This is a genomic window from Streptomyces sp. NPDC055966, from assembly GCF_042269865.1.
Taxonomy (GTDB): Bacteria; Actinomycetota; Actinomycetes; order Streptomycetales; family Streptomycetaceae; genus Streptomyces.
Genome location: NZ_JBHJYK010000007.1, coordinates 35254 through 60917, shown reverse-complemented (window position 1 = coordinate 60917; position 25664 = coordinate 35254). Strand labels below are relative to the sequence as shown.

9 protein-coding genes and 1 pseudogene are annotated in these 25664 nt (G+C 66.6%); 3 read left to right on the top strand and 7 right to left on the bottom strand.

The genetic code is table 11. The features are described 5' to 3' along the window. Positions 1-171 precede the first annotated feature (171 nt). The 4 genes from eutC to ACFC8N_RS16605 form a co-directional block, all read right to left on the bottom strand. Positions 172-954, bottom strand: a complete 783-nt coding sequence (eutC, locus tag ACFC8N_RS16620; RefSeq protein ID WP_376288548.1) for an ethanolamine ammonia-lyase subunit EutC — start codon at positions 952-954, stop codon at positions 172-174. Continuing rightward, positions 951-2384, bottom strand: a complete 1434-nt coding sequence (gene eutB, locus ACFC8N_RS16615; RefSeq protein ID WP_376288547.1) for an ethanolamine ammonia-lyase subunit EutB — start codon at positions 2382-2384, stop codon at positions 951-953. Before eutB ends, eutC begins: the two co-directional genes overlap by 4 nt. 46 nt (positions 2385-2430) lie before the next feature. Beyond that, the gene (locus tag ACFC8N_RS16610; protein ID WP_376288546.1) at positions 2431-3990 is read right to left on the bottom strand and encodes an APC family permease; all 1560 of its coding nucleotides are present in this window, start codon (positions 3988-3990) and stop codon (positions 2431-2433) included. Positions 3991-5419: 1429 nt separating this feature from the next. Continuing rightward, a complete protein-coding gene (locus tag ACFC8N_RS16605) occupies positions 5420-6613 on the bottom strand; it encodes an FG-GAP-like repeat-containing protein (protein WP_376288545.1) in 1194 nt (397 codons plus the stop codon). 230 nt (positions 6614-6843) lie between these two features. On the opposite strand from ACFC8N_RS16605, the gene ACFC8N_RS16600 reads away from it, so the two are divergent. Continuing rightward, a complete protein-coding gene (locus ACFC8N_RS16600; RefSeq protein ID WP_376288544.1) occupies positions 6844-7317 on the top strand; it encodes a hypothetical protein in 474 nt (157 codons plus the stop codon). Between the two features lie 13 nt (positions 7318-7330). Here the strand turns inward: ACFC8N_RS16600 and ACFC8N_RS16595 are convergent. Then, positions 7331-7468: pseudogene (locus tag ACFC8N_RS16595) on the bottom strand (IS5/IS1182 family transposase); the annotation flags it as partial. 836 nt (positions 7469-8304) lie between these two features. On the opposite strand from ACFC8N_RS16595, the gene ACFC8N_RS16590 reads away from it, so the two are divergent. Beyond that, on the top strand, positions 8305-8649 hold the full coding sequence (locus ACFC8N_RS16590) for a MerR family transcriptional regulator (protein WP_265566022.1): 345 nt from the start codon (positions 8305-8307) through the stop codon (positions 8647-8649). Between the two features lie 323 nt (positions 8650-8972). Here the strand turns inward: ACFC8N_RS16590 and ACFC8N_RS16585 are convergent, their stop codons facing one another. Beyond that, a complete protein-coding gene (locus ACFC8N_RS16585; RefSeq protein WP_376288543.1) occupies positions 8973-10658 on the bottom strand; it encodes a ribonuclease J in 1686 nt (561 codons plus the stop codon). Between the two features lie 1205 nt (positions 10659-11863). Continuing rightward, on the bottom strand, positions 11864-17548 hold the full coding sequence (locus ACFC8N_RS16580; RefSeq protein ID WP_376288542.1) for a LamG-like jellyroll fold domain-containing protein: 5685 nt from the start codon (positions 17546-17548) through the stop codon (positions 11864-11866). A gap of 1578 nt (positions 17549-19126) precedes the next feature. Between ACFC8N_RS16580 and ACFC8N_RS16575 the strand changes: the two genes are divergently transcribed. Continuing rightward, complete coding sequence (locus ACFC8N_RS16575; protein ID WP_376288541.1) at positions 19127-25564, top strand: polymorphic toxin-type HINT domain-containing protein; 6438 nt, start codon at positions 19127-19129, stop codon at positions 25562-25564. Positions 25565-25664: the final 100 nt, after the last annotated feature.

Here is a 25664-nt window from a genome sequence, read left to right as displayed (position 1 = left end):
GGCGCGGGGCTGTGTCTGATATGCCCCTTGCAGCCGGGCGAAGCCGTGACCATCTGACGAGCCCCGCCCTCCAAGACGACGGATCACCCGCGACCCATCAGACAGGCCCTGGCCACGACGGCGCCACAGACGATCGGCGGCACATCGTGGCACGTCCAGCTGGGCGCTTGGTCAGCTCTCCAGTGCAGCGGCCTCCTTGACGGCCACTCCGCTCCGCCCTTCGGCCATCAGCGTATCCACCAGCCCGACGATCCGGCTCGCGGCTTCCCGCACCGGAATCCCCGCGCGGTGGATGTTGGAGAGGAGGTTGCGGTCCGCGTCCGTGTGCCCGGGACGCGGCCGGTACGCCAGGTACGCGGAAAGGCTTTCCGCCGTCGCCAGGCCCGGGCGTTCACCGATCAGCAGCACGACCACCGCCGGGTCCAGCAGCTCGCCGATCTCGTTGAGCACGCCGACCCGGCACTGCCGCACCACGATCGGACGGCCCACCGACCAGCCGCGCGCCGCGCAGCCCTCGTGCAGCAGCGGCAGGAGAGACGGCACCTGGGCGAGTACGGCGGTGGAGGACAGCCCGTCGCCGATCACGAGCTGCACGTCCGGGCCGGGACCGTGCTCGGCCCGGATCGCCTGCCGCGCCTGCGGGGTGAGGCGCCGGCCCAGGTCGGGGCGGCGCAGGTAGCGGTGCCGGGAGTCGGCCATGGTGGCGACCACCGTCCAGGGGAAGCGGTCGGCCAGCGCGGCCATCCCAGGGCCGTCGAGGTCCAGCGGTGCCGAGACCGCGTCCCGCGCGGCCGCATGGTCGCCGCGCAGGGCGAGCAGGGTGGCGGTGCGGTAGGAACTGCCCGCCCGGCCGGCGAAGATGCGGGCGGGGGTCGTCGCGCGCAGCCAGGCAGCGGTTCGCTCCGCGGACGTCGGTCCGGCCGAAGGGGCCCAGAGCTCCAGGTGCTCCGTCACGCCACACCCCCGGGAAGGAGTTCGCGCAGGGCTCCACTGCCTTCCAACGCGGAGGCGAGCTCGGCCGGGCTGGTCGGCAGGGCGTGCGCTTTGCCGCCGGGGCGGCCGTCGGAGGAGATGCCCATCTCGGCCAGCCAGAACTCGAACTCCGGAGCGGTGCGCAGGCCCAGCGTCCGGCGGACACTCACCACGTCGTGGTAGCTGGTGGTCTGGTAGTTGAGCATCACGTCGTCCCCGGCCGGGATGGCCATCACGAAGGTGCACCCGGCAGAGGCGAGCAGCACCAGCAGGTTGTCGTTGGAGTTCTGATCGGCGTCCGCGTGGTTGGTGTAACAGACGTCCACGCCGGTCGGCACGCCCATCAGCTTGCCGACGAAATGGTCCTCCAGGCCTGCGCGGGTGATCTGCACCGAGTCGGCCAGGTACTCCGGCCCGATGAAGCCGACCACCGAGTTGACCAGGAACGGGTCGTAGAGCCGGGCCACCGCCTGCGCCCGCGCCTCCAGGGTGAGCTGGTCGACGCCGTGGTGGGCCTCGGCGGAGAGCGCACTGCCCTGGCCGGTCTCGAAGTACATCACCTGCTCGCCGGCGAACTCGCCCGCCCGTTCGGCGTGGTGGGCGAGCACAGCCTCCCGGCCGCGGGCGAGCAGGCCGAGGTCGATGCCGAAACTCGCGTTGGCCGCCTCCGTCCCGGCGACCGACTGGAAGAGCAGATCCACGGGTGCGCCCGCCTCCAGCGCGGCCAGCTGGGTCGTGATGTGCGCCAGCACGCAGGACTGGGTGGGGATGCCCAGCCGGGCGATCAACTCGTGCACGCCGCGCAGCACCTCGCCGATCACCGGCACGGACTCGGTGGCCGGGTTGACGCCGATCATCGCGTCGCCACAGCCGAAGGCCAGGCCGTCCAGCGCGGACAGCATGATGCCGCGCACGCTGTCGGTGGGATGGTTGGGCTGGATACGAGAGCCGAAGACGCCCGCACCGCCCATGGTGTTACGGCAGCGGGTGGTACGGCGCAGCGGGGCGGCCGCCACCACCAGGTCCAGATTGCTCATCAGCTTGGCGCAGGCGGCGGCGATCTCCGGGGTGATCGCCGCGCGCAGCCCGCCCGACCACCGCCGATGGAAGTCCGGCTCCAGGACCGACTCGCGCAGTTCACCCACGGTGAGCGAGGCGATCTCCGCGAAGCGCGCCGGGTCGGCGGGCACGGAGACCGCCTCCGTCACGGCGTCCTCCACGACGGGAGTCGCGGCGATCTCGGCCAGCCGTACGTCGGCCAGGGCGAGCTTGGCCGCTACTCGCTCCCGCTCGCTGCGTGCGGCGAGTCCGGCGAGCTGGTCACCCGACTTCACCTCGTTCGCCTTGGCCAGCAGCTCGGGCAGCGTGGCGAACGTGAACCGCTCGCCCCGCAGGGTGCCGCGGTAGACCATACTGTCAACCTCTCCGAACTCTCTCTGCGGTACGCATGAGGGGCTTTCAGCGCTCGTGGGACTCGGCCAGCACGGTGCTGCCGATCTGCTCGTAGCGCGCCCGGTCGGTGGACCGGAGCACCAGCGCTGTCACCGCGCCCAGCACGCCCACACCGATCACCAGGTAGGGGGTGAGCGTGTAGACGGGGCTGTTGGAGGCGGCGCCCGCCGCGAAGGAGAGGTTGCTGAACAGCAGGTAGACGACGTAGGCCATGCCCGCCGCGCCCACCGCCGGACAGAGCAGGGTCCGCCACCAGCTACGGGTCTCCGGGTGGCGCTTGCCGCCGTGGAAGTACCAGATCACCGAGACGGAGCAGATCGCCTGGACGATGAGGATCCCCATCGTGCCCATGATCGCCAGCAGGCCGAACTCGTAGTAGTACGGCACGTCCGGCGCGGCTTTGCTGGGGGCCTGGAAGAGGAAGAAGTACAAGGTGATGAGCAGGGTGATCACGGACTGCACGATCGAGGCGACCCACGGGGACTTGTGCTTGTCGTGGGTGGCGCCGAGCGGGGTGACGGCCTTGTGCAGGCCCTCGCGGCCGATCGCGTAGAGGTAGCGGGAGGCCGAGTTGTGGAAGGCCAGCGCGCAGGCGAAGGAGCCGGTGACGGTCAGGACCTGGTAGAGGTCCTTGGCCCAGACGCCCACGAACTTCTGGGTGATGCCGAAGAAGAGATCGAAGGGGTTGCCGGTACGGCCCTGGGCGATGGTGACGGCGTTGTGCGCGCCGTTGCCCGCGATGGTCATCCAGGAGACGAAGGTGTAGAGCGCGCCGAGCGCGATGACGACGAGCAGGGTGGCGCGCGGGATGATCCGGGTCGGGTTGCGGGACTCCTCGCCGTAGACCGCGGTGGTCTCGAAGCCCACCCACGACCAGAAACCGAAGAACAGACCGATCGCCACGCTGCCGCCGGCCACCGCGGTGAAACCGCCTGCCGGGTCGAGGGAGCCGGTCATCAGCCCGTCGGGGCCGCCGCCGTGGAAGAGCACCGAGCCGCCCATCAGCAGCAGGATCAGTACCTCGGCGACCAGGAAGACGCCCAGCACCTTCCCGGAGAGCTCGATGTCGAAGTAGCCGAGTACCGCGATGGCGAGGATGCCGAAGAGCGCGTAGACGATCCAGCTCAGTTTCGGCCCGCCGAAGGTCTCCACGTCCGTCTTGAAGAAGGACGCGAAGATCCCGATCAGCGAACCCTCGAAGACCACGTAGGCAAGGGCCGCGATGAGGCCGCTGGCCAGCCCGGCGACCCGGCCCAGGCCGCGGGTGATGAAACCGTAGAAGGCGCCGGTGGCGGTGATGTGCCGGGCCATCGCGGAGTAGCCGATGGTGAAGATCACCAGAACGGCGGTGCAGAAGATGAAGGTGGCCGGGGTCCCCGTGCCGGCTCCGGAGCCTATCGCTATGGGCACGTTGCCCGTCATGGCGGTGATGGGAGCGGCGGTGGCCAGCACGGTGAAGACGACGCCCCACATGCCCAGCGCCCCGGTGCGCAGGCGCTTGGGCTCGGGAGTGGCGCCCGTGCCGGGACCGTCGAGAGGCGTGTGGGCGGATTCTGTAGTAGTCACGCGATCTGGCTCCGGATGTTGCGGGATGTTGCGCTGGACGGTGTAAGTGCCCGATCGTCGCGAACCCTCTTTACGGAATGCGGCGGCCGCCGTTTCGTCCTCGTTAAGCAGGGCGAAAGAGACATATCTCAGGCCATTCGTGGCCGCGTAGGCCGTAGTGAGGAAGTCCTGCGACACCTCCGCGAGCTGCAATCGCGTCGGGGGCGGTTCGCGTTGAGGGCCCGCGATCACGCCGGCGGCAGAGCCGCCGCGTGCGGAAAGACGGGGCCGCTGAAGCCTGTGTGGCCGTGTGTGCCGGATCAGACGGCGACGTTGGGCTCGAGCCGTCCGGTGAGCCGCTCAACGCGCCCCAGCTGGGTCCCCGCCCTGGCCATGGTGGGAGCGAGCACACTGCCCGCTCCAGCGAGTACGGCGCCCTGCGGGCGAGGCACATGGACGTGACCGGGTGCAGCGCCCGTGTGACGGTGAAGCGCATCGAAACCCTGACGGTCGTAGACCACCCCGCCGGCGTCAGGCACTGTCCCGGAACGCTGCAACTCTTCCAGCTCACGCGAACGGCCGGCGCCACGGTGCAGGCTACGAGGGTGAGACGCAGAGAACCGCCCGAGGTCGTCATCGAGTACGTCTTCGTGGATGGACCGAAGGTGAGCAGCTGGCGATCAAGCAGGGCGAAGCCATCCGTGATCTCCTCGCGTGGCTGTACACGCACCCCGGCTGTGCGGAGCGCAACAGGGAACCAGACGGCAACGCAGAGTCACAGCCCAATCCCCCAGGCCCGAGTGCATGAAGCAGCGCACCAAGACCGGCGGAAGCATCGTTCCCATGTCCTGGGTGCCCCCCGGGGGACCCACCTGCGCAGAAACCCAGACCAGCCCCGACCTGCGCAGAAGCGGAACAGCTGAGGGTCGGTCAGGATAAATCTGACTGACCATCAGCTGTTGGAGTCGCCCCCAAAGCGCACTCACCTGCAGCTATTCTGCGCAGGTGAGTCCCCCCCGGTGGGTGACGCAGAACATGGCCAGGGGCGGTAGCTCGGCACGATCGAGTCCCCAACCCGCTCTACCGGGACGCTTCGTGAGCTGCGATCGCCGCCAACTGCGCGGTACAGCCCGACGGCATCCGTCCGGACCTTCTCCGGGCATGGAGGCCGGCCTTGCCGTCGGGCTCACGGTGTTTTCCCTGACAGGTGAGCACCGTTGGAGGAGCGGCGTAGCGCGGTAACAATAGGACGAGCGGTTCCCCTCCGTCACGGTGGCACGGTCATGGACTTCGCCGGCCCGGGCTAGTCGGCAGGCCCACCACCTAGGTCGTGTCCGACGGGTCGCGGAATCGCGTGAGAGGCGGTGGACCGATGATGCGCGAGGTTCTCCCTTGCCGACCGTTGGAGCGTGGGCCCCTCCAGGGCTGTCCTCCCCTAAACGGGCCGCGTTCAGAAGCCGCCGTTGAGGTCGTACCAGCTGTGGTTCAGCAGTTGGTACTTGGCGAAGGAGCCCTTGCCGTTGTCCGCGTAGAGCCGTAGCTCGTCCGCTGTCGACGTGGCGTTGGGGTTGTCGTAGCCGTCCTGCGTGGCGGCGACCAGGTCGTTGTGACCGTCGCCGTTGACGTCGCCGACGCTGAGGAAGGTCGACATCTGGCCCCATCCGCTGCCGATGAGCTTGCGGGCGGCGAAGGAGCCGTGGCCGTTGCCGGGGTACAGCCACAGGTTGCCGGAGGTGTCGCGGGCGAGGAGGTCGCCGTGGCCATCGCCGTTGAGGTCGCCCAGAGCGGTGAGGGCGTTCATGGGCTTCCAGCCGCCGCCCAGGGATTTGCGGGCGCCGAAGGTGCCGTGGCCGGTGCCTGCGTAGAGCCACAGGGTGCCGGCGGAGTCGCGAGCCAGCAGGTCGCCTCGCCCGTCGCCGTTGAGGTCACCGGTGGCGGTGATGGTGGCCATCGACTTCCAGCCGCCGCCGAGGTCCTTGCGGGCGCCGAACTTGCCCTGGCCGTTGCCCGGGTAGAGCCACAGCTCGCCGGAGGAGTCGCGGGCGATCAGGTCTTCGTGGCCGTCGCCGGTGAGGTCGCCGTGCCGGGTGAGGGCGGTCATGGAGTTCCAGCCGCCGCCGATCAGCGTGCCGTTCCCGGTGCCGGAGACGAACCAGAGCCGACCGCTGCGGTCCCGGGACAGCAGGTCCGCGCGACCATCACCGTTCAGGTCGCCGAATCGGGCGGCGTTGGGGCCGGCCTCCGCGTACCACTCGGCGTAGGGCGTACCGGCACACTCGCGCTCGTTGGGAACGAACTTGATGGAGCTGATCGCCTTGTCGAGGCTCGAGTCGTAGTCGGCGCCGTTGCCCGGTGGGTCGGCGAAGAAGGTGCCGTTGTAGTTCGGGTCGGTGTAGAGGCAGGAAACGCTGGACGTGCGGTTCCAGTAGGAGCGGATCTTGTTGTCCCACGTGCCCATCGTGGTCATGTTGGTGCGGGTCTTCATCATGGAGCCGGTCTCGTTCGTACCGCTCCATCCGCACAGGTAGCCGGACGGGCATGCGCTCGCCGACGTGGTGGCGGCCTGCGCAGGTGCGGTGAGTGACACTGCCGCCAGCGCCATGGTCCCCGCCGCCACCAGCAGCCGTTTGAGGCGTTTGTTCACCTCGGTCCCTTCTGAAATTATCCCTGAAGATCGAATAGGACGAGCGCACTGTACGCCTGTTCTATAGGCGCCTCTCCACCGGAGAGTCAGTCGTGTTCCTCGTGCGGCAGCGAATCCAGCGTTTCACGTGTCGCGACCGACTCGACCACGTCACGGCCCCGCCCTAGGCAGTGTCCGATTGGTCATGGAAGTGCGTAGTCGTCAACGCAGCGTGCGGCGATGATGTGCGGGTGTTCTACGAAGATCTCAGCGAGTACACCTACCGGAACGAGGACGCGTTCGGTGACAGGGAGTCGCTCTACGAGCTCTGGTATCGCCCTGAGTACATCCGCCTGAATGTCGGATGGCTGGAGGCCCGCAAGCCATACTCGACAGGGCCTGTTCCCGCAGGCTTCGTGGAGAAGTTGCAGGCCATCCAGCAGGTCCAGTGGATGAACGTCTGCCTCGGTGTCCACGAATGCGACCTGTGTCCTGAGGCCGAGGCTCCGGAAGGGAACGGGGAGGTACGGATCCCGGGTGAGGTCGGCATCGCCTACGCCGCCCCGCTCCTGGTCACCCACTACATCACCGTTCACGGCTACCAACCGCCTGAGGTTTTCATCGACGCCGTTCTCGCCGTCGATCTCGGCGCGTGGGCTGCCGCTCGGTGGCCTGACGTGCCCTTCCCGTGGGTCCCGGAAGACGCCGAACGCCTGGTGGAGTAGGTCCACACGATCCTCACCGGCGCAGCCAAAGCCGGACCGAGGCGACAGTGACCGTCCCGTGGAAGATGTAGGCCCTCTTGTCATAGCGGGTCGCGACCGCACGGAACATCTTCAGCCGATTGATCGTCCGCTCCACTTCGTTGCGTCGGCGGACACTGATCCCCTGCTGCCGACAGCCTGGCGAGCAGACCCGCAACGGGTGGGTCGGCGCTGTCCGGAGATCGTGAGGCCATCGCACAGGATCTCACCGTCGATCGGGAAGCGGTCGGCAAACGCATCACGGCCCGGATCCTCCTGGATGTCTGAGCCCATCCCCGGCGCCAGCCGAAGGACACTCTGAACTTGGCTCGTGCGCGGCCACGTCTCGCAGGATCTCCAGTCGGAGATCGGTCCTGATCTGGGCCTCGGCGCGGGGTTGTGGCGGTGGACGTACGCGGCTTGGGACGGCGTTCAGCGTGGGCGAGCACTGGGCCGGTCCCACCGAGGACTTCTGTACGGGAAGCGGGGACCGCCATTCGAGTGAGCACTCTTCCTGATGTACCTGCGGTAGAAGCAGACGCACACTCCATGGAGAAATACTGTCATGGCGACAGTAGACATTCCGCCGTCACAGGGTTAGCGTTGTCTTCGTACCCAGAAGTCGAAGTGGGCACAGCAGGCACGAACTGCTGTGCAGGTAGACCAGAAGGACACGGCCCCAGCGGGGCTGTGAGCAGCACCCGCGGTATCCGCGTAATCGAAAGGTAGGAGCAGAACGCCATCAGGATCGCCCGGGCGAGGAAGTGGTTCGCCCGGGTACCGCAAGGCCCCGGATTGGAAGGTGGTCCCCGGTCACGCATTCGCGATCCCCGCAACCCCGCCCTCCCAGGCGGCACCTGCGGAAAAAGAAGGTCGGCGCAGCGCGCCGGTAGATGGTGTTGAAAGCTCGGGGCCCGGGTGCCGTACTGGCACCCGGGCCCCCCGACGCGTCCCCGAAAGAAGAGGTCTATGCCGCCTGCCGGTTCCCGTCCCGTCGGCCCTCTCGACGATGACGACTACCCCGCCTACACCATGGGCCGAGCCGCCGAGATGCTCGGCACCACCCCTGCCTTCCTCCGTGCCCTCGGTGAACACCGCTTGATCACCCCGCTGCGCTCCGATGGCGGCCATCGCCGCTACTCCCGGTACCAGCTGCGCATCGCCGCCCGCGCCCGCGAACTCGTCGACCAGGGCACCGCCATAGAGGCCGCCTGCCGCATCGTCATCCTCGAAGACCAGCTCGAAGAGGCGCAGCGCATCAACGAGCAACTGCGCGCCGAGGGTGGCAAGCCTCAGCCGAAGACATCAGCCTGATCAGAACGCTGGAACCCGAGGCAACCGATGCACTGCCGACGGACGAGGCCGTCGAGGGACCGCACCGCCGTTTCGCAGCTCAGGCGGGCTCAACGCGTCAACCGGACTCCACGCAAAAGAGAACCGCCAGCGAGCGTGACGCACGTAGTGGGTGACGAGGGGCGAACCCGGGGAAGAAGGAGCGGCAACCGATAGGAGGTTGCCATGGGTGGCGGGGATCTGGAACCTGGGGCAGCCTCTGGCCGCCGCTGAGGCGGCACCGCCCGGGAAGTCCGTCGCGGGCGGGGCCGCGGCCGGAACCGACCGTGCTGCTGGGCTGTGGTTCAGGCGTCGATGATGACGGGGATGATGAGGGGCTTGCGGCGGTGGGTGCGGAATGCCCAGTTCGCGACGGCGCGGGCGAGGAGTTGTTCGAGTTGGCGTGCGTCCCCGACGCCTTCCTCGGCCGCGGTGGCCAGGGTCTTCTCGATGACGGGGATGACCGGTTCGAAGGTGGTGTCGTCGTGGACGAAGCCGCGGGCCAGGAAGTCGGGGGCCTCGGCGAGGGCGCCTGTGTCCGCGTCGACGATCGCCACGACCGTGACCACGCCTTCGGCGGCGAGGGTGAGGCGGTCCTTGAGGGACGCTTCGGTGGCGCCGCCGACTTCCATGCCGTCCACGTAGACGTTGCCGGCGGGGACCTTGCCGGTGATGGATGCGCGTTTGTCGACCAGGTCGACGACGACGCCGTCCTCGGCGATGACGACCCGGTCGGGGTCGACACCGGTACGGACGGCGAGGTCGGCGTTGGCCCGCAGGTGGCGCCATTCGCCGTGCACGGGCATGACGTTGCGGGGTTTGACGATGTTGTAGCAGTAGACGAGTTCGCCGGCGCTGGCATGCCCGGAGACGTGCACCTTGGCGTTGCCCTTGTGGACCACGTGGGCGCCCCACCGGGTGAGTCCGTTGATCACCCGGTAGATGGCGTTCTCGTTGCCGGGGATGAGGGAGCTGGCGAGCAGGACGGTGTCGTCCTTGCCGATGCGGATCATGTGGTCGCGGTTGGCCATCCGTGACAGCGCGGCCATCGGTTCGCCCTGGGAGCCGGTGCACACCAGAGTGATCTTGTGGTCCGGGAGCTTCTCCAGCTCCTTCGTGCTCACGACCAGACCGGAGGGGACCTTCAGATAGCCCAGGTCACGGGCGATGCCCATGTTGCGGACCATCGACCGGCCGACGAAGGCGACCTTGCGGCCGTGCTGGTGGGCGGCGTCCAGGACCTGCTGGATGCGGTGCACATGGCTGGCGAAGCTGGAGACGATGACCCGGCGCGGCGCGGTGCGCATCACCTGCTCGATCGCCGGGTTCAGCTCACGCTCGGAGGTGGTGAAGCCGGGTACTTCGGCATTGGTGGAGTCGGTGAGGAACAGGTCCACGCCCTCCTCGCCGAGGCGGGCGAAGGCGCGCAGATCGGTGATGCGGTCGTCGAGAGGGAACTGGTCCATCTTGAAGTCGCCGGTGTGCAGCACCATCCCGGCCCGGGTGCGGATCGCGACCGCGAGGCTGTCGGGGATGGAGTGGTTGACCGCCACGAACTCGCAGTCGAAGGGCCCGAAACCACGCCGGTCGCCCTCCCGTACCCGCACCGTGCGCGGCCGGATGCCGTGTTCCTTGAGCTTGGCCTCCAGGAACGCCAGCGTCAGCTTGGAGCCGACGACGGGAATGTCGGACCGCTCGCGCAGCAGGTACGGCACACCGCCGATGTGGTCCTCGTGGCCGTGGGTGAGGACCACGGCCACGATGTCGTCCAGCCGGTCCCGGATCGAGGTGAAGTCCGGCAGGATCACGTCCACGCCGGGCTGGGTCTCCTCCGGGAACAGCACGCCGCAGTCGACGATCAGCAGCTTGCCCGCATGCTCGAAGACGGTCATGTTGCGGCCGATCTCACCCAGGCCGCCCAGGGCGATGACCCGCAGCCCTCCTTCGGGAAGGGGCGGGGCGGCTTTCAGTTCAGGGTGCGGATGACTCATACCCTGACGGTACCCGGACAGCGGGAGGGGGTGATCCATTGCCCGTGTGATCTCCTTCTCCCGACGGAGCGGGATACCCGCAGCGGGTGCCTCGGCACGATCGGATCACGCCGGCGGCCGGGGACAGGCAGGGGTGAAAGCGGTACCACCTTCCGTGGCCGAACCGTTCGCCCGGTGCTGGAGAAGACCTCGTGCACCCTGTCGCGTCTTCCGGCGTTCGTCACCTCCCGGCGGGCCTCGGCGTTGGTCCACTCGAAGTGGTCGAGACGCGGGTGCCCTCGGCGCTCACGAGCAAGTGGGCCGAGAGGGCCCCGAGGCAGCTTCCTTCGCCAGGCAGACAGATGGCGGTGTCCCCGAAGCGCTCGCCGCCCCCGCCCGCCATGCCGGAACCCGATGTGGTGCCCCATCGAACTCGACGACGAGGTCGCGCGGGGGCGGCTCGGCCGTGCTCTCGAGCCGGTCCCGGGAAGTCGGAGGTGACGTCCGTGACTGCGAGGAGCAGCCCCGCACGACGTCCGGGTGGCGTGGAACTGCGACGCAGCCGCAGCGATACGCGAAGCCCCCGCCCCTGATCACACAGATGAAACACGTCACCCGCTGAGAGCCAATACGACGGTCGGTGCGCGAGTAATGGGACGCACGCCCGGCATTCGAACTGACGCGGTGCCAGGAGGGCGTTCACATGGACTCGCGGCGCTCATGAGCGGGCGGCTCGTGGGGTGATGTCGTTCGGCACCGTTTGGTCCACGACTGGTCCGGGAGAGACCTCCTGGGGTGTCAGACAGTAGCGCGAGGGCTCCAGTTAATCACAGAGTGTAGCCGTTATTTCGGGTTGCCTGGAGCGCAACGATGCCTCCAGGCAATCGACTTCAGGCTCTAGAAGAAGCCAAGCTTCTGAGCACGGTGACCGCCAGCGCCTCCACAAGCCTGCGGCGCGGTGTACTGGTGCCACACCAGGGAGTGCAGGGCGAACTGCTTCCCGGGCCTTCGATTTACCTCCGAACGTATGTGGTCGATACCGCCTCACCAGCTCCTGTCATGCGGAATCTCCCATGGGGCCGGGCACTTCGAGATCGGGGTCCAGCGGCAGGCTGGCGATAGCGGGCGGCGCCCGTCGCTCCTTGCAGGATGTCGGTGGCGGCTGAACGCTGGTTCGGCCGTCGTCGAGACAGGAGCGGCGGGCGCCGTTGCGACGGGGGTACGGGTTAGTGCAGTGCGCTGACCTCGGTCGCCGAGAGTGTTCGCGGGTAGACGTGGACGTCGGCAACGGAACCGGGGAATGCCAGGTACGGGGTCGTGGCGGAGGCGCTGTTGATGCAGCCGCCGATGGTCAGGGGCATGGAGGAGTCGTACTGGGGGCTGAGGTTGGTGGCTGTCCCCATGAGGGTGCCGTTCTGGTAGAGGGCCATGGAGCCGGTGCTGGAGTTCCCGGCTACGGGGGCCCGGTAGGCGGCAACCAGGTGGGTCCAGGTGCCGACGGGGCCGCTGCCTGGGTTTCCTTCCGCGGTGGGGAAGTTGGAGTTTTCGTCGTTGGTGGTCGTGGTCTGGAACATCCAGGCGCCGCTGGGTTTGTCGTAGGAAAGGTAAAACGCCTGATGTTGTGTCGTGCCCTGGCAGAGGGCTGTGGTGCCGAGTGCCTGGTTGATCTTCACCCAGGCGGAGACGGTGTAGTCGCCGAGGGTATTTACTGCGCTCTGTTTGCTCTTGAGGAAGCCGGTGCTGCCGTCGAAGGCGACGCTGCCGGGCAGTCCGCTGGGTGCGTCGGTGCCGAAGGCGGCGCTACCGGATGCGGTGAGTGGGTTGAGAGCTGCGGTGTCGGTGCCGTTGGTGCCGAGTTTCCACTCGTCCTCCGGCATGCCCTTGTCCCAGCCACTCGGCACGATCACGCTGCCTGCGCTGGCCTGGCTCGCTGTCATCGCATATGGGTAGACGTGGACGTCGGAGACGGAGCCGGGAAAGGCGTTGTACGGAGTGGTGGTGTCGGTGCTGTTGATGCAGCCGCCGATGGTCAGGGGCATGGAGGAGTCGTACTGCGGGGTGAGGTTGGTGTCCGTCCCCATGAGGGTGCCGTTCTGGTAGAGCGACATCACTCCAGTGCTTGAGTCTCCGTCGACAGGGGTGGTGTAGGTGAGCAGGAGGTGGGTCCAGGTGCCCAATGCTCCTGTGCCTGTGTCTCCCTCGGCGGTGGGGAAGTCGGAACTGGGGTCGTTGGTGGTCGTGGTCTGGAACATCCAGCCCTTGTTGCCGCTGTCGTAGCCGAGGTAGAACGCCTGGTGCTGACTGGTCCCCTCACAGAGGGCTGTGGCGGGTCCGGAAGCCGAGTCGAGCTTCACCCATGCGGAGACGGTGTAGTCGGCAAGGGTGTTGATGGCGGTGTGGTCGCTCCCCAGGAACCCACTGCTGCCGTCGAAGGCCGCCGCGCCCGCGCTGGCGTTGACTGCGTCCGGGCCGTTGGAATTGAAGGACGCGCCGCCGATGGTGCCGAGCGGGTTGTCGGTGTTGCTGTCGGTGCCGTCGGTGGCCAGCTGCCAGTCGTCCTCGGGGGTGTCGCTGCCGGTGGCGAGCGGGACGACCAGGTTCGGTGCGATGTCCACCTTGGTGTTGGTGTCGTTGAGGTACTCGTTGGCGAGGTCGGAGTAGTAGGCGTCGGACGGGGTGCCGCCCGAGAGGTCAGCCGATTTCACGGTCGAGGACTGAGGAGTGCCGTCCGCGGAGACTGCCGTCGCGAAGTCGATGTACTGGCTGGGGTAGCTGCTGCGGAGGAAGTCATTGACCTCCAGGCGGGCGGCCTCCTGGGTCGCCGTGCCGGGGTGGGCGGTGGTGAACGGCGGGATGGTGGCGAAGTAGACGGTGATGGCGGAGTTCTGGCTGACGTTGATCTGGCTGTCGTCGGTGTTGTAGGAACTCAGCTGGTTGCCAAGCGAGGCAAGGCCGTTTTCCACGTTGGTGGCGCAGGCGTCGGCGCTGCTGTCGCTCTTGCAGCTGAGCAGGTCGGCAGCGCCGGTGGAAACAAGGACAGTTCGCACGTTGCCCTGCGCCAGTACGCTGCGGTCCAGAGGGTTCAGCGCGCTTCTCGGAGAGCTGTCGGTGCTCTGCGGAAGCAGGTTGTTCGGGCTGTTGCTGTTGGAGCCGGCGTTGAGGACGCCGTAGTCCACAGAGTTGTCGCCGTTGGTGTCCGCGACGATCGCGTTGGTGATGGCATCACTGAGGTGGTGCTGGCCGTCGGCGGTCGCGGTGTCCGCGTTGACGCTCTGGTCGCCGTATAGGACCAGCGATCCTGTGGGAGCGGTGGTGGACGTGGTGACGTCGATGCCGGACAGGTAGGGCAGGCCGGTGTAGGTCGTCTTCGTGAAGTTGCCGGCCGTGGCATCACCAGTGTGATTGGCGGTGTCGCCGCTGATCCATACGGGGGTCTGGGCGACATCGTGACCGGGCATGGCGGACACCGCGCCGTGCAGCTGGAGGCTCACCAGGACGGTTGCCTGTTGGTCCATGTGCAGTGCCACGGGGTCGCTGGCGACGTCGCCTCCCGCGGGGATGGTGACGGAGGTAGAGCCGTTGAAGGCGAGTGCGGTCGGCTGCGCGGTTGCGGTGGCGCCGCCGGCAGTGGCGTCCTGCAACGCGACGGAGGCTGCGTCGAAGGTCACCGGGGTGTTGCCCATGGCGTTGGACAGGTGGACGCGTACGCCGTTGCTGTCGTCGGTGCCGATGCTGACGCGCGCGGGGATCCGCAATGTCTGTCCGTTGACAGTGGCGGTGGTGCCGCCCGTCTGCTGCACTTTGGCGGTGTCCTGAGCGGAGGACCAGGTGCCGACCCAGTGCTGGGAGCTGGTCCCGCTACCGGAGAGGGTCATCGGCCGAAGGCCGAGCCCGAGGATGTGCAGGGAGGGCTGGCCGGCTTGGACGCCATTGGTGAACAGCGGGAGTGAAATGCTGCTGATCACCGAGCCGGGGCAGTCCAGCGGGACGGTGATCGCGTAGACCTTGGGACCGGACGCCGGGCTGGTCTGAGTGTTGTTGCTGTGGTTCTCGTGGACCAGGGTGAGCGAGGCTGCGGAAGCTGGACCGGTGATCCAGTCGGGCACAGTGTCCAGTTTGTAGGGCTGGTCGTATGGGTTGTCCTGGCTCACACAGTTGTTCTTCGCGTACGTGATGATGCCCGTGGCTCCGGTGGCGGTGCCCCCGGTGGCGAAGGCGAGGAAGACCAGAGCATCGCCACTGTTCACGGTGCCATTGCTCGGCAAGGTGACGGTCTGGCCGGAGGCCAGCATGTTGTCGTAGGTGCCCGTGCCGAACTTCGGCAGCGTGACGGTGGCGCCGTCGACCGTGACCGTCTTGTTGCTCTGCCAGCCAGATGCGCTCGTCAGGTCGGTCGAGTTGATGCTGTTGCCGGATCCGTCGGCGTCAGCCGCGCTGGTTGTGGTGGTGAAGGTGCTGGTGGCGGTGTTGTTCAGACAGCTGCCGGTGGCGTCGATCGCGCAGGCCAGCGCCGGGCCCAGTCGGACCACGTCGATACCGGCCTGGTAGCCCGTCGACTTGGGGTTCTTGCCGGTTAGGGTGAGGGTCAGGGTGTGCACGCCCTGCTTGAGCGTGAGGAGCTGACCGTTCGTGTCCTTGGGGATGCCCAGATTGACGAACTGGGTGGTCACGTACGAGTTGTAGGCGTCGAAACCGCTGATCAGGGTGGACTCGGTGGGCTTGCCCGCGTCCAGCACCAGGCGGTAGATGCCGTAGTCCTTGGCCTTGGTCAGGTTGGCACCGAAGCTCCAGGGGCCGTCCTTGGGGACGTCGAAGCTGAGGGTGGTGCTGTCACCGCTGACGACTTTCGAGGTGCTGCTCTTGTTGGCGAGCATGGCCTGGTAGCCGTCGGCGAAGGCGTAACCGCTGCCGGCTGCCTGGCTGATCAGCTGCCCGCCACTGCTCGTGGTCGTTGCCTTGGGTACGGCGGTGGTGGTGCCGTCGGTGTTGTTCGCGGTCCAGCCGCTGACCATCTTGTCGCCGTAGGCGTAGGTGGGGGTGCTGGTGCCTGCGTAGAAGGCGTAGGACGTCTGGGAGATGGACGTCGATCCGGCTTGGTCCACGGCTTTGGCGTAGAGCGTGTGGGGTCCGGCAGTGCCGGGGATGAGCGCGGGGGAGGCGCTGCCGTTGATCACCGAGGTGCCGGTGCCGGGGCCGTTGTCGGAGGTGACGTAGTAGATCTTGCCCGGCGTGACCTTCGTGCTCGTCGTCACATGGTTGACACCGGTGCTGCTGTACACGGTGTTGCCCAGGGTTGCGTCAAGGGAGAACAGGTAGCCGGTGATGTTGTTGGTGTGGTTGTTGCTCAGGACGAAGGTGCCGGTGTCGCCGAAGGCGGCGCCGATCTGTTTGAGCGGGAACTGGCTTGAGGTCACTGTGGGCGCTGGCGGTGCGCTGGTGTCCACGGTGAAGCTCTGGGTTTTGGTCCAGGTTCCGGATCCGGTGCCCGCCCAGTAGCCGGCCGCGTTCTGTGCGGTGGCTTTCCAGGTGTAGGTGCCGTCGGGCAGGCTGGGAGTGGTCCAGTCGCTGCCGTTGGTGTTGTAGCGGGCGCGTTTCTTGGAGTCGAGGTTGGGGCCGAAGCCCTGACTTACAAGGGTGCCTGAGGAGTTGTAGACGTTGTACTCGATGCGCACCAGCTCGCTCCCGCCGGCCAGATCGGGGTCGACCGCGCGGGCTGACAACGTCGGGGTGTGGGTGGTGGTCATCGTCTTGCCCACGCTCACGGTGGAGGGCTTGATGGCGGGAGTGCCGGTGCCGTTCTTGAGCTTGGGCCGATAGCTGTAGGTGACCGACATCGTGGCGCCGCCACCATAGGCGAGCTGCTTCCACTGCTGCGCGTCGTTCATGTCGGCTGACTGGACCATCAGCGTCATGCTGCTCCAGCTTCCGGCGGCGGCGCTCTGAGCTCTGGAGGTCACGTCGAACTCCAGCGACGGCGGACTGACCCACGAGTTGGCGCCGTCGGTGACCGGGCAGGTGCCGGCTTCATGGCTCTTGGGATTGGTACTGCCCAAAGAGCCCGTACGTCCGCCGGGCTCGTGGTTCCAGTACAGGGAGGAGGAGTTCCAGCCGGCGGGGCGGTCGGTGCCGTAGACGGCGGCCGGGGTGTCCGAGCACGAAGCAGCAGAGAGCTGCTTCACGAAGAGCGAGGCTTGGCTGACGACCGCACCTTTGATACCGCTGGTGTTGATCTGGTAGTAGGTGCGAGCCCGCTCGCCGTTGCCCGGATAGGTGTTGTCCCAGCCTTCGCGGGCGTTGGTCGCGCCCGTCGTGGAGGTCGAGTTGTAGACGTTCCACCCGTTGTCCGAGATCCTCGCCCACTCCAGCTGGGACGGCCTGCCGCTCCACTCGGGGTCCACATACACCGGGTAGGTGGTGCTTTTGGCCGTGAGCAGGGTCTTGTCCAGCCCGAGGAGTTGCTTGCCCTGCTTGAGGGCCACATGGACCTGGGCACGGTGCTTGCCGGTCCTGCTCGCTGCCGTATGTTCGGCTTTGGCGACAGAGAGGTTCGTCGTCCGGGTGAAGGCACGGTCGTCGGTCTTGGTTCCGCTGCTGTCCCACATCAGCGCGGTGTCGCTGTGAAACACCGTCTTGCCGGTGTGCGCATCGGTTGCTTGTGCGCCGCCGTCTGGGGTGGTGGCCAGCTTGAGCTGGGTGGAGGTGGTGTTCAGCGCGAGGTTCTGCAGCTTTGCGTCGGCAGCGGCTTCGGCTGTCTTGATCACGAGGATCGAGGAGTATCCGGAGGCGTCCGCGGTCAGTTGGAGGTCGACCCCGGGCAATACATCCGGGTAGGTGGCGGTGTCGGTGGAGACCACGGGCTTGGGCAGCGTGCCAGGCCATGAAAAGCCCAGCTTGTCCGCTCCGCTGCGCATGGTGACCAGTGACCCGGAGCCTCCGTCAGAGAAGGCCACGTCGGTAACGGCCGCCTTGGGTGCCCACATTCCGTCTGCCTTTTGCACCAGGGTGGTGTTGACGGGGACCCATTTGCCTGACTGCTGGACACGTTGAGGCATCGATGAGTCGGTGCGTGTGAAGGTCCCGTCCGGGTTGGCCACCACTTGGGTCCCGGTGCCGGTGAGTTGGTCGACGATCACCGGCTTTCCGGTCGCCTTGGCTTGTGCGGACGCCGCCTCGGTGAGATTGAGGCGTCTGGGGCTGCGTTCAGGGTCATTGCTTGGTGAGGCGGTGCTGGAAGATGTGGCCTTGGAGCCGGATACAGCGTGGGCTGGTGCCGTGACGGCCAGGGAACCGGCGGCCAGGGCGCTGACCACTACGCCGGCAATGGACCTTGCAGTGTGGCGTCTTGGCCCGTGTCTGGATATGCGAGTGGCGGACATCAAGGTTGGGGTCCTTCGCAGCTCAGGCGGGTCCCCCCGTGGGCCCCGTCCCGGGGTGCATTCTCAAGGGCGGTGGACGCGGGGTCCATCATCAACTGATCGTTCGGCGTCCGCACACAGTCCGTTTTTGACGGATGCGAGTCAGCTTGCGTTCCCCGTGAAGTGATTTCTTTGTCCTCCCTGTGGAGAATCTTTGCAAGTTGTGTCGACTTCAGCGCCTAGCGTGATGGACTGCGGGGGGCTTGATCGACTGTTCCACCGCTTTTGACGCGCACTCAAATCACCCGAGATGCAACCGAGTTGCCACCCTCGGGTTCAAAGAGGGGGATGCTCGGCATGGCGCGGACATGGGGGCGGAGACACAGCCGGGCGGCCTGGGCTGTTCGCAGCGTTCGCCGCACGGCAGTTGTGACTGCAGGCGTATTGGTGGCGGGCCTGCTGCCCACTGGCCTGGCCACGGCTTCCTCTCCAGACAAGGCGCAGGCGTCCGCTCCGGCCGCTCCGGCCGCCAAGACGATCCCGTTCACCCGCACCACACCCAGGAAGGGGAATCCGCCCAGGCGGTTCAAACGCTTCGATCCCGCCAAGGACGCGAAACTCCCCGCACCGGCTACCTCCGTGGTGACCTTGCCCATCGCGGCCGGCTCGGCGAGCCGAAGCGTCAGAACGCCTGAGACCAGAGCAGGAGACACGCCGATCCTGCTCGGTGCTGCTGCCGGCGTGCAGCCCCAGGCGGCAGCCGTCGTCCGATCGCAGCAGGTGCGCGTGACGGTGCTGGACCAGAACGTCACACAGGCTGCCGGTGTCCATGGCGTCCTGTTCTCGCTGCAGCGCATCGGCGCCGGCGACGGGAACGTCGCGCTGAGAGTCGACGATTCGTCTTTCCGTAACGCCTTCGGCGGCGACTTCGCCGCGCGTCTCCACTTGGTGCGCCTGCCCCTCTGTGCCCTGACCGCGCCGAAGTCGGCGCGCTGTCAGGTACAGACTCCGCTGCGTACGGCTCCGGGCTCACCCCTGTCCGCGCAGGTGTCCGTGCCGGGCACATCGGGCTCGGAGCTCGGCGCCCTGCCCTCCACGCGCCGAGGGGTAGCCGCATCCAACACGATGGTTGTCATGGCCGCGACTTCGGGTGCCTCCGGCTCGTCCGGAGACTACTCGGCGACCAGCCTGTCACCCGGCGGATCCTGGTCGACCTCTGGGAACACCGGCTCGTTCACCTACAGCTACCCGATCTCAGTGCCGGCGGCGATCGGCGGCGCGACTCCCAACGTCGATCTCTCCTATGACTCCTCCACCCAGGATGCACGCACCGAGGGAACGAACAACCAGTCGTCGTGGTTGGGAGACGGCTGGAGTTCGACGGAGAACTATGTCGAGCGGACCTACAAGTCCTGCCAGGACGACTCGTCGTCCGGGGCCCCGAAGTACGACGGAGACCAGTGCTGGGCAGGGCAGATTCTGACCCTGTCACTGAACGGCACGTCCACCGACATCGTCTACGACGACTCGACCAAGACCTTCCGCCCTGCCGCAGACAACGCCACCACCAAGATCGAGGACCTGACCGACGCCACGAACGGCACGGCGAACGGGGAGTACTTCAAGGTCACCGAGGGCGGCGTGCAGTACTTCTTCGGCCTGGACCGCCTTCCGGGCTGGACCAGCGGCAAGGACGAGACGAACTCTGTCTGGACCGAGCCGGTCTACCACGCACACAGTGGCGTGGCCGCCTGCCCCGACAGCACCGACTTCGCCGCCACCGCCTGCACCCTGGGCTACCGCTTCAACCTCGACTACGCGGTGGACACCCACGGCAACGCCTCCGCCTGGTACTACACGCCGGAAACCGGCTACTACGGCGCTGACATGAAGGACACCGCCGTGGCCTACACCCGCGGTGGCACCCTCTCGCGCATCGACTACGGCATGACCTCGACGAGCATCTACTCGGGAACCGCCCCGGAACAGATCGTCTTCGACACCGCCGAGCGCTGCATCCCCGGCACCCCGTCGGGCAACACCTGTGCGGACAGTCAGTTCACTCCGGCCAACGCCGCCTACTGGCCGGACGTACCGGTCGACATGGACTGCGCCAAGGGATCGAGCTGCACCAATCACGGTCCGAGCTTCTGGTCACGGAGGCGTCTGACAGCGATCACAACCAAGATTCAGGTAGGCGGTGCGACCCAACAGGTCGACGAGTACACCTTCACCCAGTCCTTCCCCGACGGCGGCGACCACGCCCCCACCCTGTGGCTGGACTCCATCCAGCGCACCGGCCTGGACACCCAGGGCGGTGCGTCGGGCAGCGCCTCGACGCCGGCAGTGAACTTCGACCCGCCGCTGCAGCTGCCCAACCGGGTGGGCACCATCCCGCAGATGCCGCTGATGTATCACGACCGGATCCAGACGGTCACCAGCGAAACCGGCGGGCAGACCACCGTCACCTACGACCGGCCCAACTGCTCCAGCGCCCCGGCCAGCGACCCCAACGACCCCACGGACACAGCCGCACAGACCTTCGCCTCGACCAACACCTTGTCCTGCTTCCCGGTGTACTGGACACCGGACGGCCAGCCCGCACCGTGGATGGACTGGTTCTACAAGTACAAGGTCAAATCGGTCGTCACCGAAGACACGCACAACTCCTACCAGGACGGCACCGAGCCCAAGCTGGAAACCGATTACGACTACAAGGGCAACCCCGGCTGGCACTACGACGACGAGGAGGTCGTCAAGGCCAAGAACCGCACCTGGGGACAGTTCCGGGGTTACCCGGAGGTGGACATCACCATCGGTGACCCCACCGTGTTCCACTACACCAACGGCTCCAAGGTCTACGACCAAAAAACGCTGAGCAAGAGCTTCTACTTCCTGGGAATGAACGGCGACACGCTGCCCGGCGGCAAGACCCGCTCGGTGCTGGCGCTGACCAGCCAGGACGGAACCACCTCAGTCGCCGACGACAACGCACTCGCCGGACAGGTCTTCGAGACCGACACCTACACCAGTGCCACCGGCCCCCTCGACAAGGCCGTCGTCACCGTGCCGACGATCATCGGCCCCACGGCCTCCCGATCGCGCAGCGGCCTGCCGGACCTGACGGCGCAGATGGTCCGCACCGCAAAGAGCCTCACCCGGCAGGCGGTCTCCTACGGCTGGCGCAAGACCGAGACCGATACCTTCTACAACACCGGCCTCGGCAAACCGACCACCGGCATGCCCGTCCAGGTCGACGACCGCGGCGAAACCGCAGACACCAACAACGCCAGCAACTGCACCTACAACCGCTACCTCACCGGCAGCACCGACACCCTGGTCGAGACAGCCGAGACCATCGTCACCGACCAGGACTGCTCCACGGCCGGAGCGACCCCCGGCGGCACACTGATCTCGGACGTCCGAAACTCCTACGACGACAACGCCTTCACATACGACGGCGACGGCCGGCAAAACCCGGCACTGCCCAAGACCGGCGACGTCACCCTGGTCCAGAAGGCATCCGCGTCCACCGGCGCCACAGCCACCGCCTTCGTCGATGAGACGTCCGTCGCCTACGACAGCTACGGCCGCGTCACACAGACCACACGCACGCCGAACTCCACCTACAACGGCACCAGCCTGTCCCAGACCACCGCCACCGGTTACACACCCGCCAGCGGAGCACTCCCCACCAGCATCGTCACCGCGACCCAGGTCACCCCGGGAGTCACCTGCACCACGGGCACGACCAGCTCCAAGGACTGCCAGGTGGCCAGCAGCACAGTGGATCCCGGCCGCGCGCTGCCCACCGCCAAGACAGATGCGGCCGGCCTGCTCACCTCCCTCGCCTACGACGCACTCGGCCGCCTCACCGCCGTATGGCTGCCCAACGAGATCAAGGCCAACGGCGCGCCGGCGAATGCGACCTACAGCTACAGCCTGTCGCAGACCGGACCGTCCGTGGTCGCCACCAACACGCTGCTGGACAACGGAAGTTACAAGACGAACGAAAAGCTCTACGACGGCATGCTGCGCACGCTGCAGACGCAGTCGACGGCAGAGAACTCGAGCACGACGGTCAGCGACACCCAGTACGACTCCCACGGCTGGACAGTCGCCACCAACAACACCTACACCGTGTCGGGGAGCCCCGGGAACAAGCTGATCTCCGTCTCCCAGGTGTCCATACCCGACACCACCGTCACCGACCACGACGGACAGGGCCGCGCGGACCTGGTGACCGAGGAGCACGACGGCTCCAAGACCTGGGCGACGGTCACCGCCTACTCCGGAGACAAAACCGCGGTCCTGCCCCCCAAGGGCGGAGTCGCCACCGCCACCGTCGTCAACGCCCGCGGACAGACCACAGAACTCGACCAGTACACCGCAGCCCCCACCTTCACAGGCAACGCGGCAACCGGTTACACCGCCACCGGCGGCACCACCTCGGCCACCACCTACGGGTACAACCCCGCAGGACAGCAGAACCAGGTCACCGGCCCGGACCACACGCAGTGGACGTTCGCATACGACCTGCTGGGACGTAAGAGGTCGCAGACGGACCCGGACACGGGCAAGAGCGGGTACGGATACGACGACGCCGGCAACCTCGTCTCCACCACCGACGCCAAGCAAGTCGAACTCGACTACACCTACGACCTCCTGGGCCGCAAACTCACTGGTACGGACAAGTCCAAGTCCGACTTCAAATTCGCCTCGTGGACGTACGACACCCTGCGCATCGGTCTTCCTACCTCATCGACCCGCTACGTCCAGGGCACCACAGGCGGCTACACCGTCGGCGCGACCGGCTACACCGTCCTCGGCAAGCCGACCGGCACCAAGATCACCCTCCCGGCCTCCGAAGCACCACTGCCGTCGACATACACGACGACGTACACCTACACCCTCCGCGACCAGCTGCTCTGGACACAGACCGACCCCCGCACCCAGGGACTGAACAGCGAAACCATCACCTACGACCGCGACGCACTGGGCAATCCGACGGCAACGGGCAGCAGCGCCAACATCTACGTCGCCGGAACCGTCTACACGGCCTACGGAACCCCCGCCGTCGTCACCATGGGCGCCTCGACCAATCCGGCCAAGGTCACCTACCACTACGACGACCAGACGCTCCGGCTGACCGAGCGTGCGATCGACCGGACACAGGCACCCGGTCCGACGGTCGACGACACCAAGTACTTCTACGACGCCGTCGGCAACCCCACGACCACCATCGACCAGCAGTCGGAGACCGGAAACACCGTCACCGACCAGCAGTGCTACAACTACGACGCCCTGGACCGGCTCACCGACGCCTGGACCGCCAACGACAACTGCACCGCCAACCCGCCCACCACCAGCACCCTCACCACCACCCCCGGCTCGTACTGGCAGACCTTCAGCTACGACGCCGTCGGCAACCGGAAACAGAGCATCGACCACGCCATCGGCAGCTCCGGCACGACAGCCACCACCACCTACACCGACGGGTGCACCGCCAACTGCAACTCCACCGGAGCCCAGCCCCACACCCTCACCGCCACCACAGGCGGCACCAACCCCACCGCATTCGGCTACGACGAAGACGGCAACCTGCACACCCGGACTCCCGCCACTGGCCCCAGCCAGAACCTGACCTGGGACGACGAAGACCACCTGGCCCAGGTGGACACAGGCGGCTCCAACCCCACGACCACCAAGTACCTCTACGACGCCGACGGCAACCAGCTCATCCGTCGAGACCCCGGCCAGACCACCCTGTTCGCCGGCGACACCGAGATCGTCGTCAACACCAGCGTCACCCCCAACGTCCTCCTCGGCGCCGTCCGCACCTACAGCCACGGCGGAAACGGCGCGCCCGTCGCTGTCCACTCCAGCCTCGCGGGCGGCGGGGTCAAGTACCTGTTCAACGACCCCAACGGCACCGCGACCCTGGCGATGGACACCACCACCCAGCAAGTCGCACGCCAGCAATACACCCCTTACGGCCAGCCCCGCGCCAGCGCCAACAGCACCAACTGGCCCGACCCCACCCACTCCTACCTCGGCAGACCCCAGGACACATCCACCGGCTACACCGACGTCGGCGCCCGCAAATACGACCCCACCCTGGGCAGCTTCATCAGCGCCGACCCGCTCCTCGAGTCGGCCAGCCCCCAGGAACTCGGCGGCTACACGTACGCCGCCGATAACCCGATCACCGGCAGTGACCCCACCGGCTTGATGGCCTGCGAAACCCCCGACGAATGCGGCGGCGGAGCACAGTACGGCAACAACACCCCAACCCGAAACAGCGGCGGCAAGGCGCTCAACGACGCCTCCTGGGGCTGCAACGGCTGTGACGTCGTCAACAGCTCCAACAGTGACCCAAACAACCCGGCAGAGGTCGCCGCAAGAAAACGCCGTGCTGTCAGCGCTGCATTCAACAAGAAATATATGGAGATCTATCCGCAGGTCTTCATCCCCCGCAACTGGAAATACGCCAACCAGTTCTCCGAGGTTTTCAACGAGTACGTCAACAACGAATGCCGGGGCTTTGAAATTGAATGCCTGAATAACCCGCAGGATGCGGAACAGGCGGCAGCCGACCAGCATGAGATCACCCACCTCGAATTCCTCACCTGCGCGGCCCTCGGTCACGAAAGTGGCTGCCTGAGTAAAATCCATGCCTCGCTCGGTGGGGCTGCAGCAGCCGTGTTCGCGCTCACGGGAGGCAGCGGCGAACACGCCGGGGGAGAAGGGGTCGAGGGGGGTGGAGAGGGGGCTGGATGCAGCTTCTCGCCCGATACACCCGTGCTCTTGCCTAAGGGCAAGACCAAACCCATCGGCAAGATCAAAGTCGGCGACAAGGTCGAATCCGCAGACCCTGCAACAGGAAAGGACAGAAGTAGCCGCACCGTCCAACATCTGTGGATCAACCACGACCACGACCTCCTCGACGTCGTCGTCGATGTCGGTCAGGGTCGGACAAAGGTCATCCACACCACTTCCAGCCACCCCTTCTACGACGCCACCACACACGCCTGGACAGCAGCCGGCCACCTTAGATCCGGTGACCAACTGGCCAGCACCTCACACCACCACCCCACGGTCGTCCGCGTTCTGAGCACACCCGGCACCGCCGACCGCTACAACCTCACAGTCCAGCAGCTCCACACGTACTATGTGCTGGCGGGGGCCACGCCGGTCCTGGTTCACAATGCGTGTGGACCTAAGACCACGTATCGGAGTGATACGCGTGGCCCGGATGACATCTTCAAGAATGGGTTCGAGCCGCGTGGATCAAATATGGACCTAATGGAGCACGCTTCTGGTTGGTCGACAGATTCCGGTTATGTGGCGACGACTAAACACGAGAGCATAGCCATCGGGCGCGGCGGAAACGTCTATCACGTAGACGGGGTCGAGGGCCTCGATGTGAATGGCGAGTGGCCAGACAATCCATTTGCCGACGAACAGGAAATTGCTGTTGCGGGTCGCATTGATCCGAGCCGTATCATCGGCGTGCGGTTGCGTGATGGGACTTGGATGGACAATCCCAACTATGTTCCTCTGGGGAAGTGATGGATGTACTAAGCCTCACCGCTGCTAGCGACGATGGCCGTCGCGAGGAGATTAACCTCGAAGTCGATGACTCAGGCACGCCGAGCATCAAGCTAGTCCG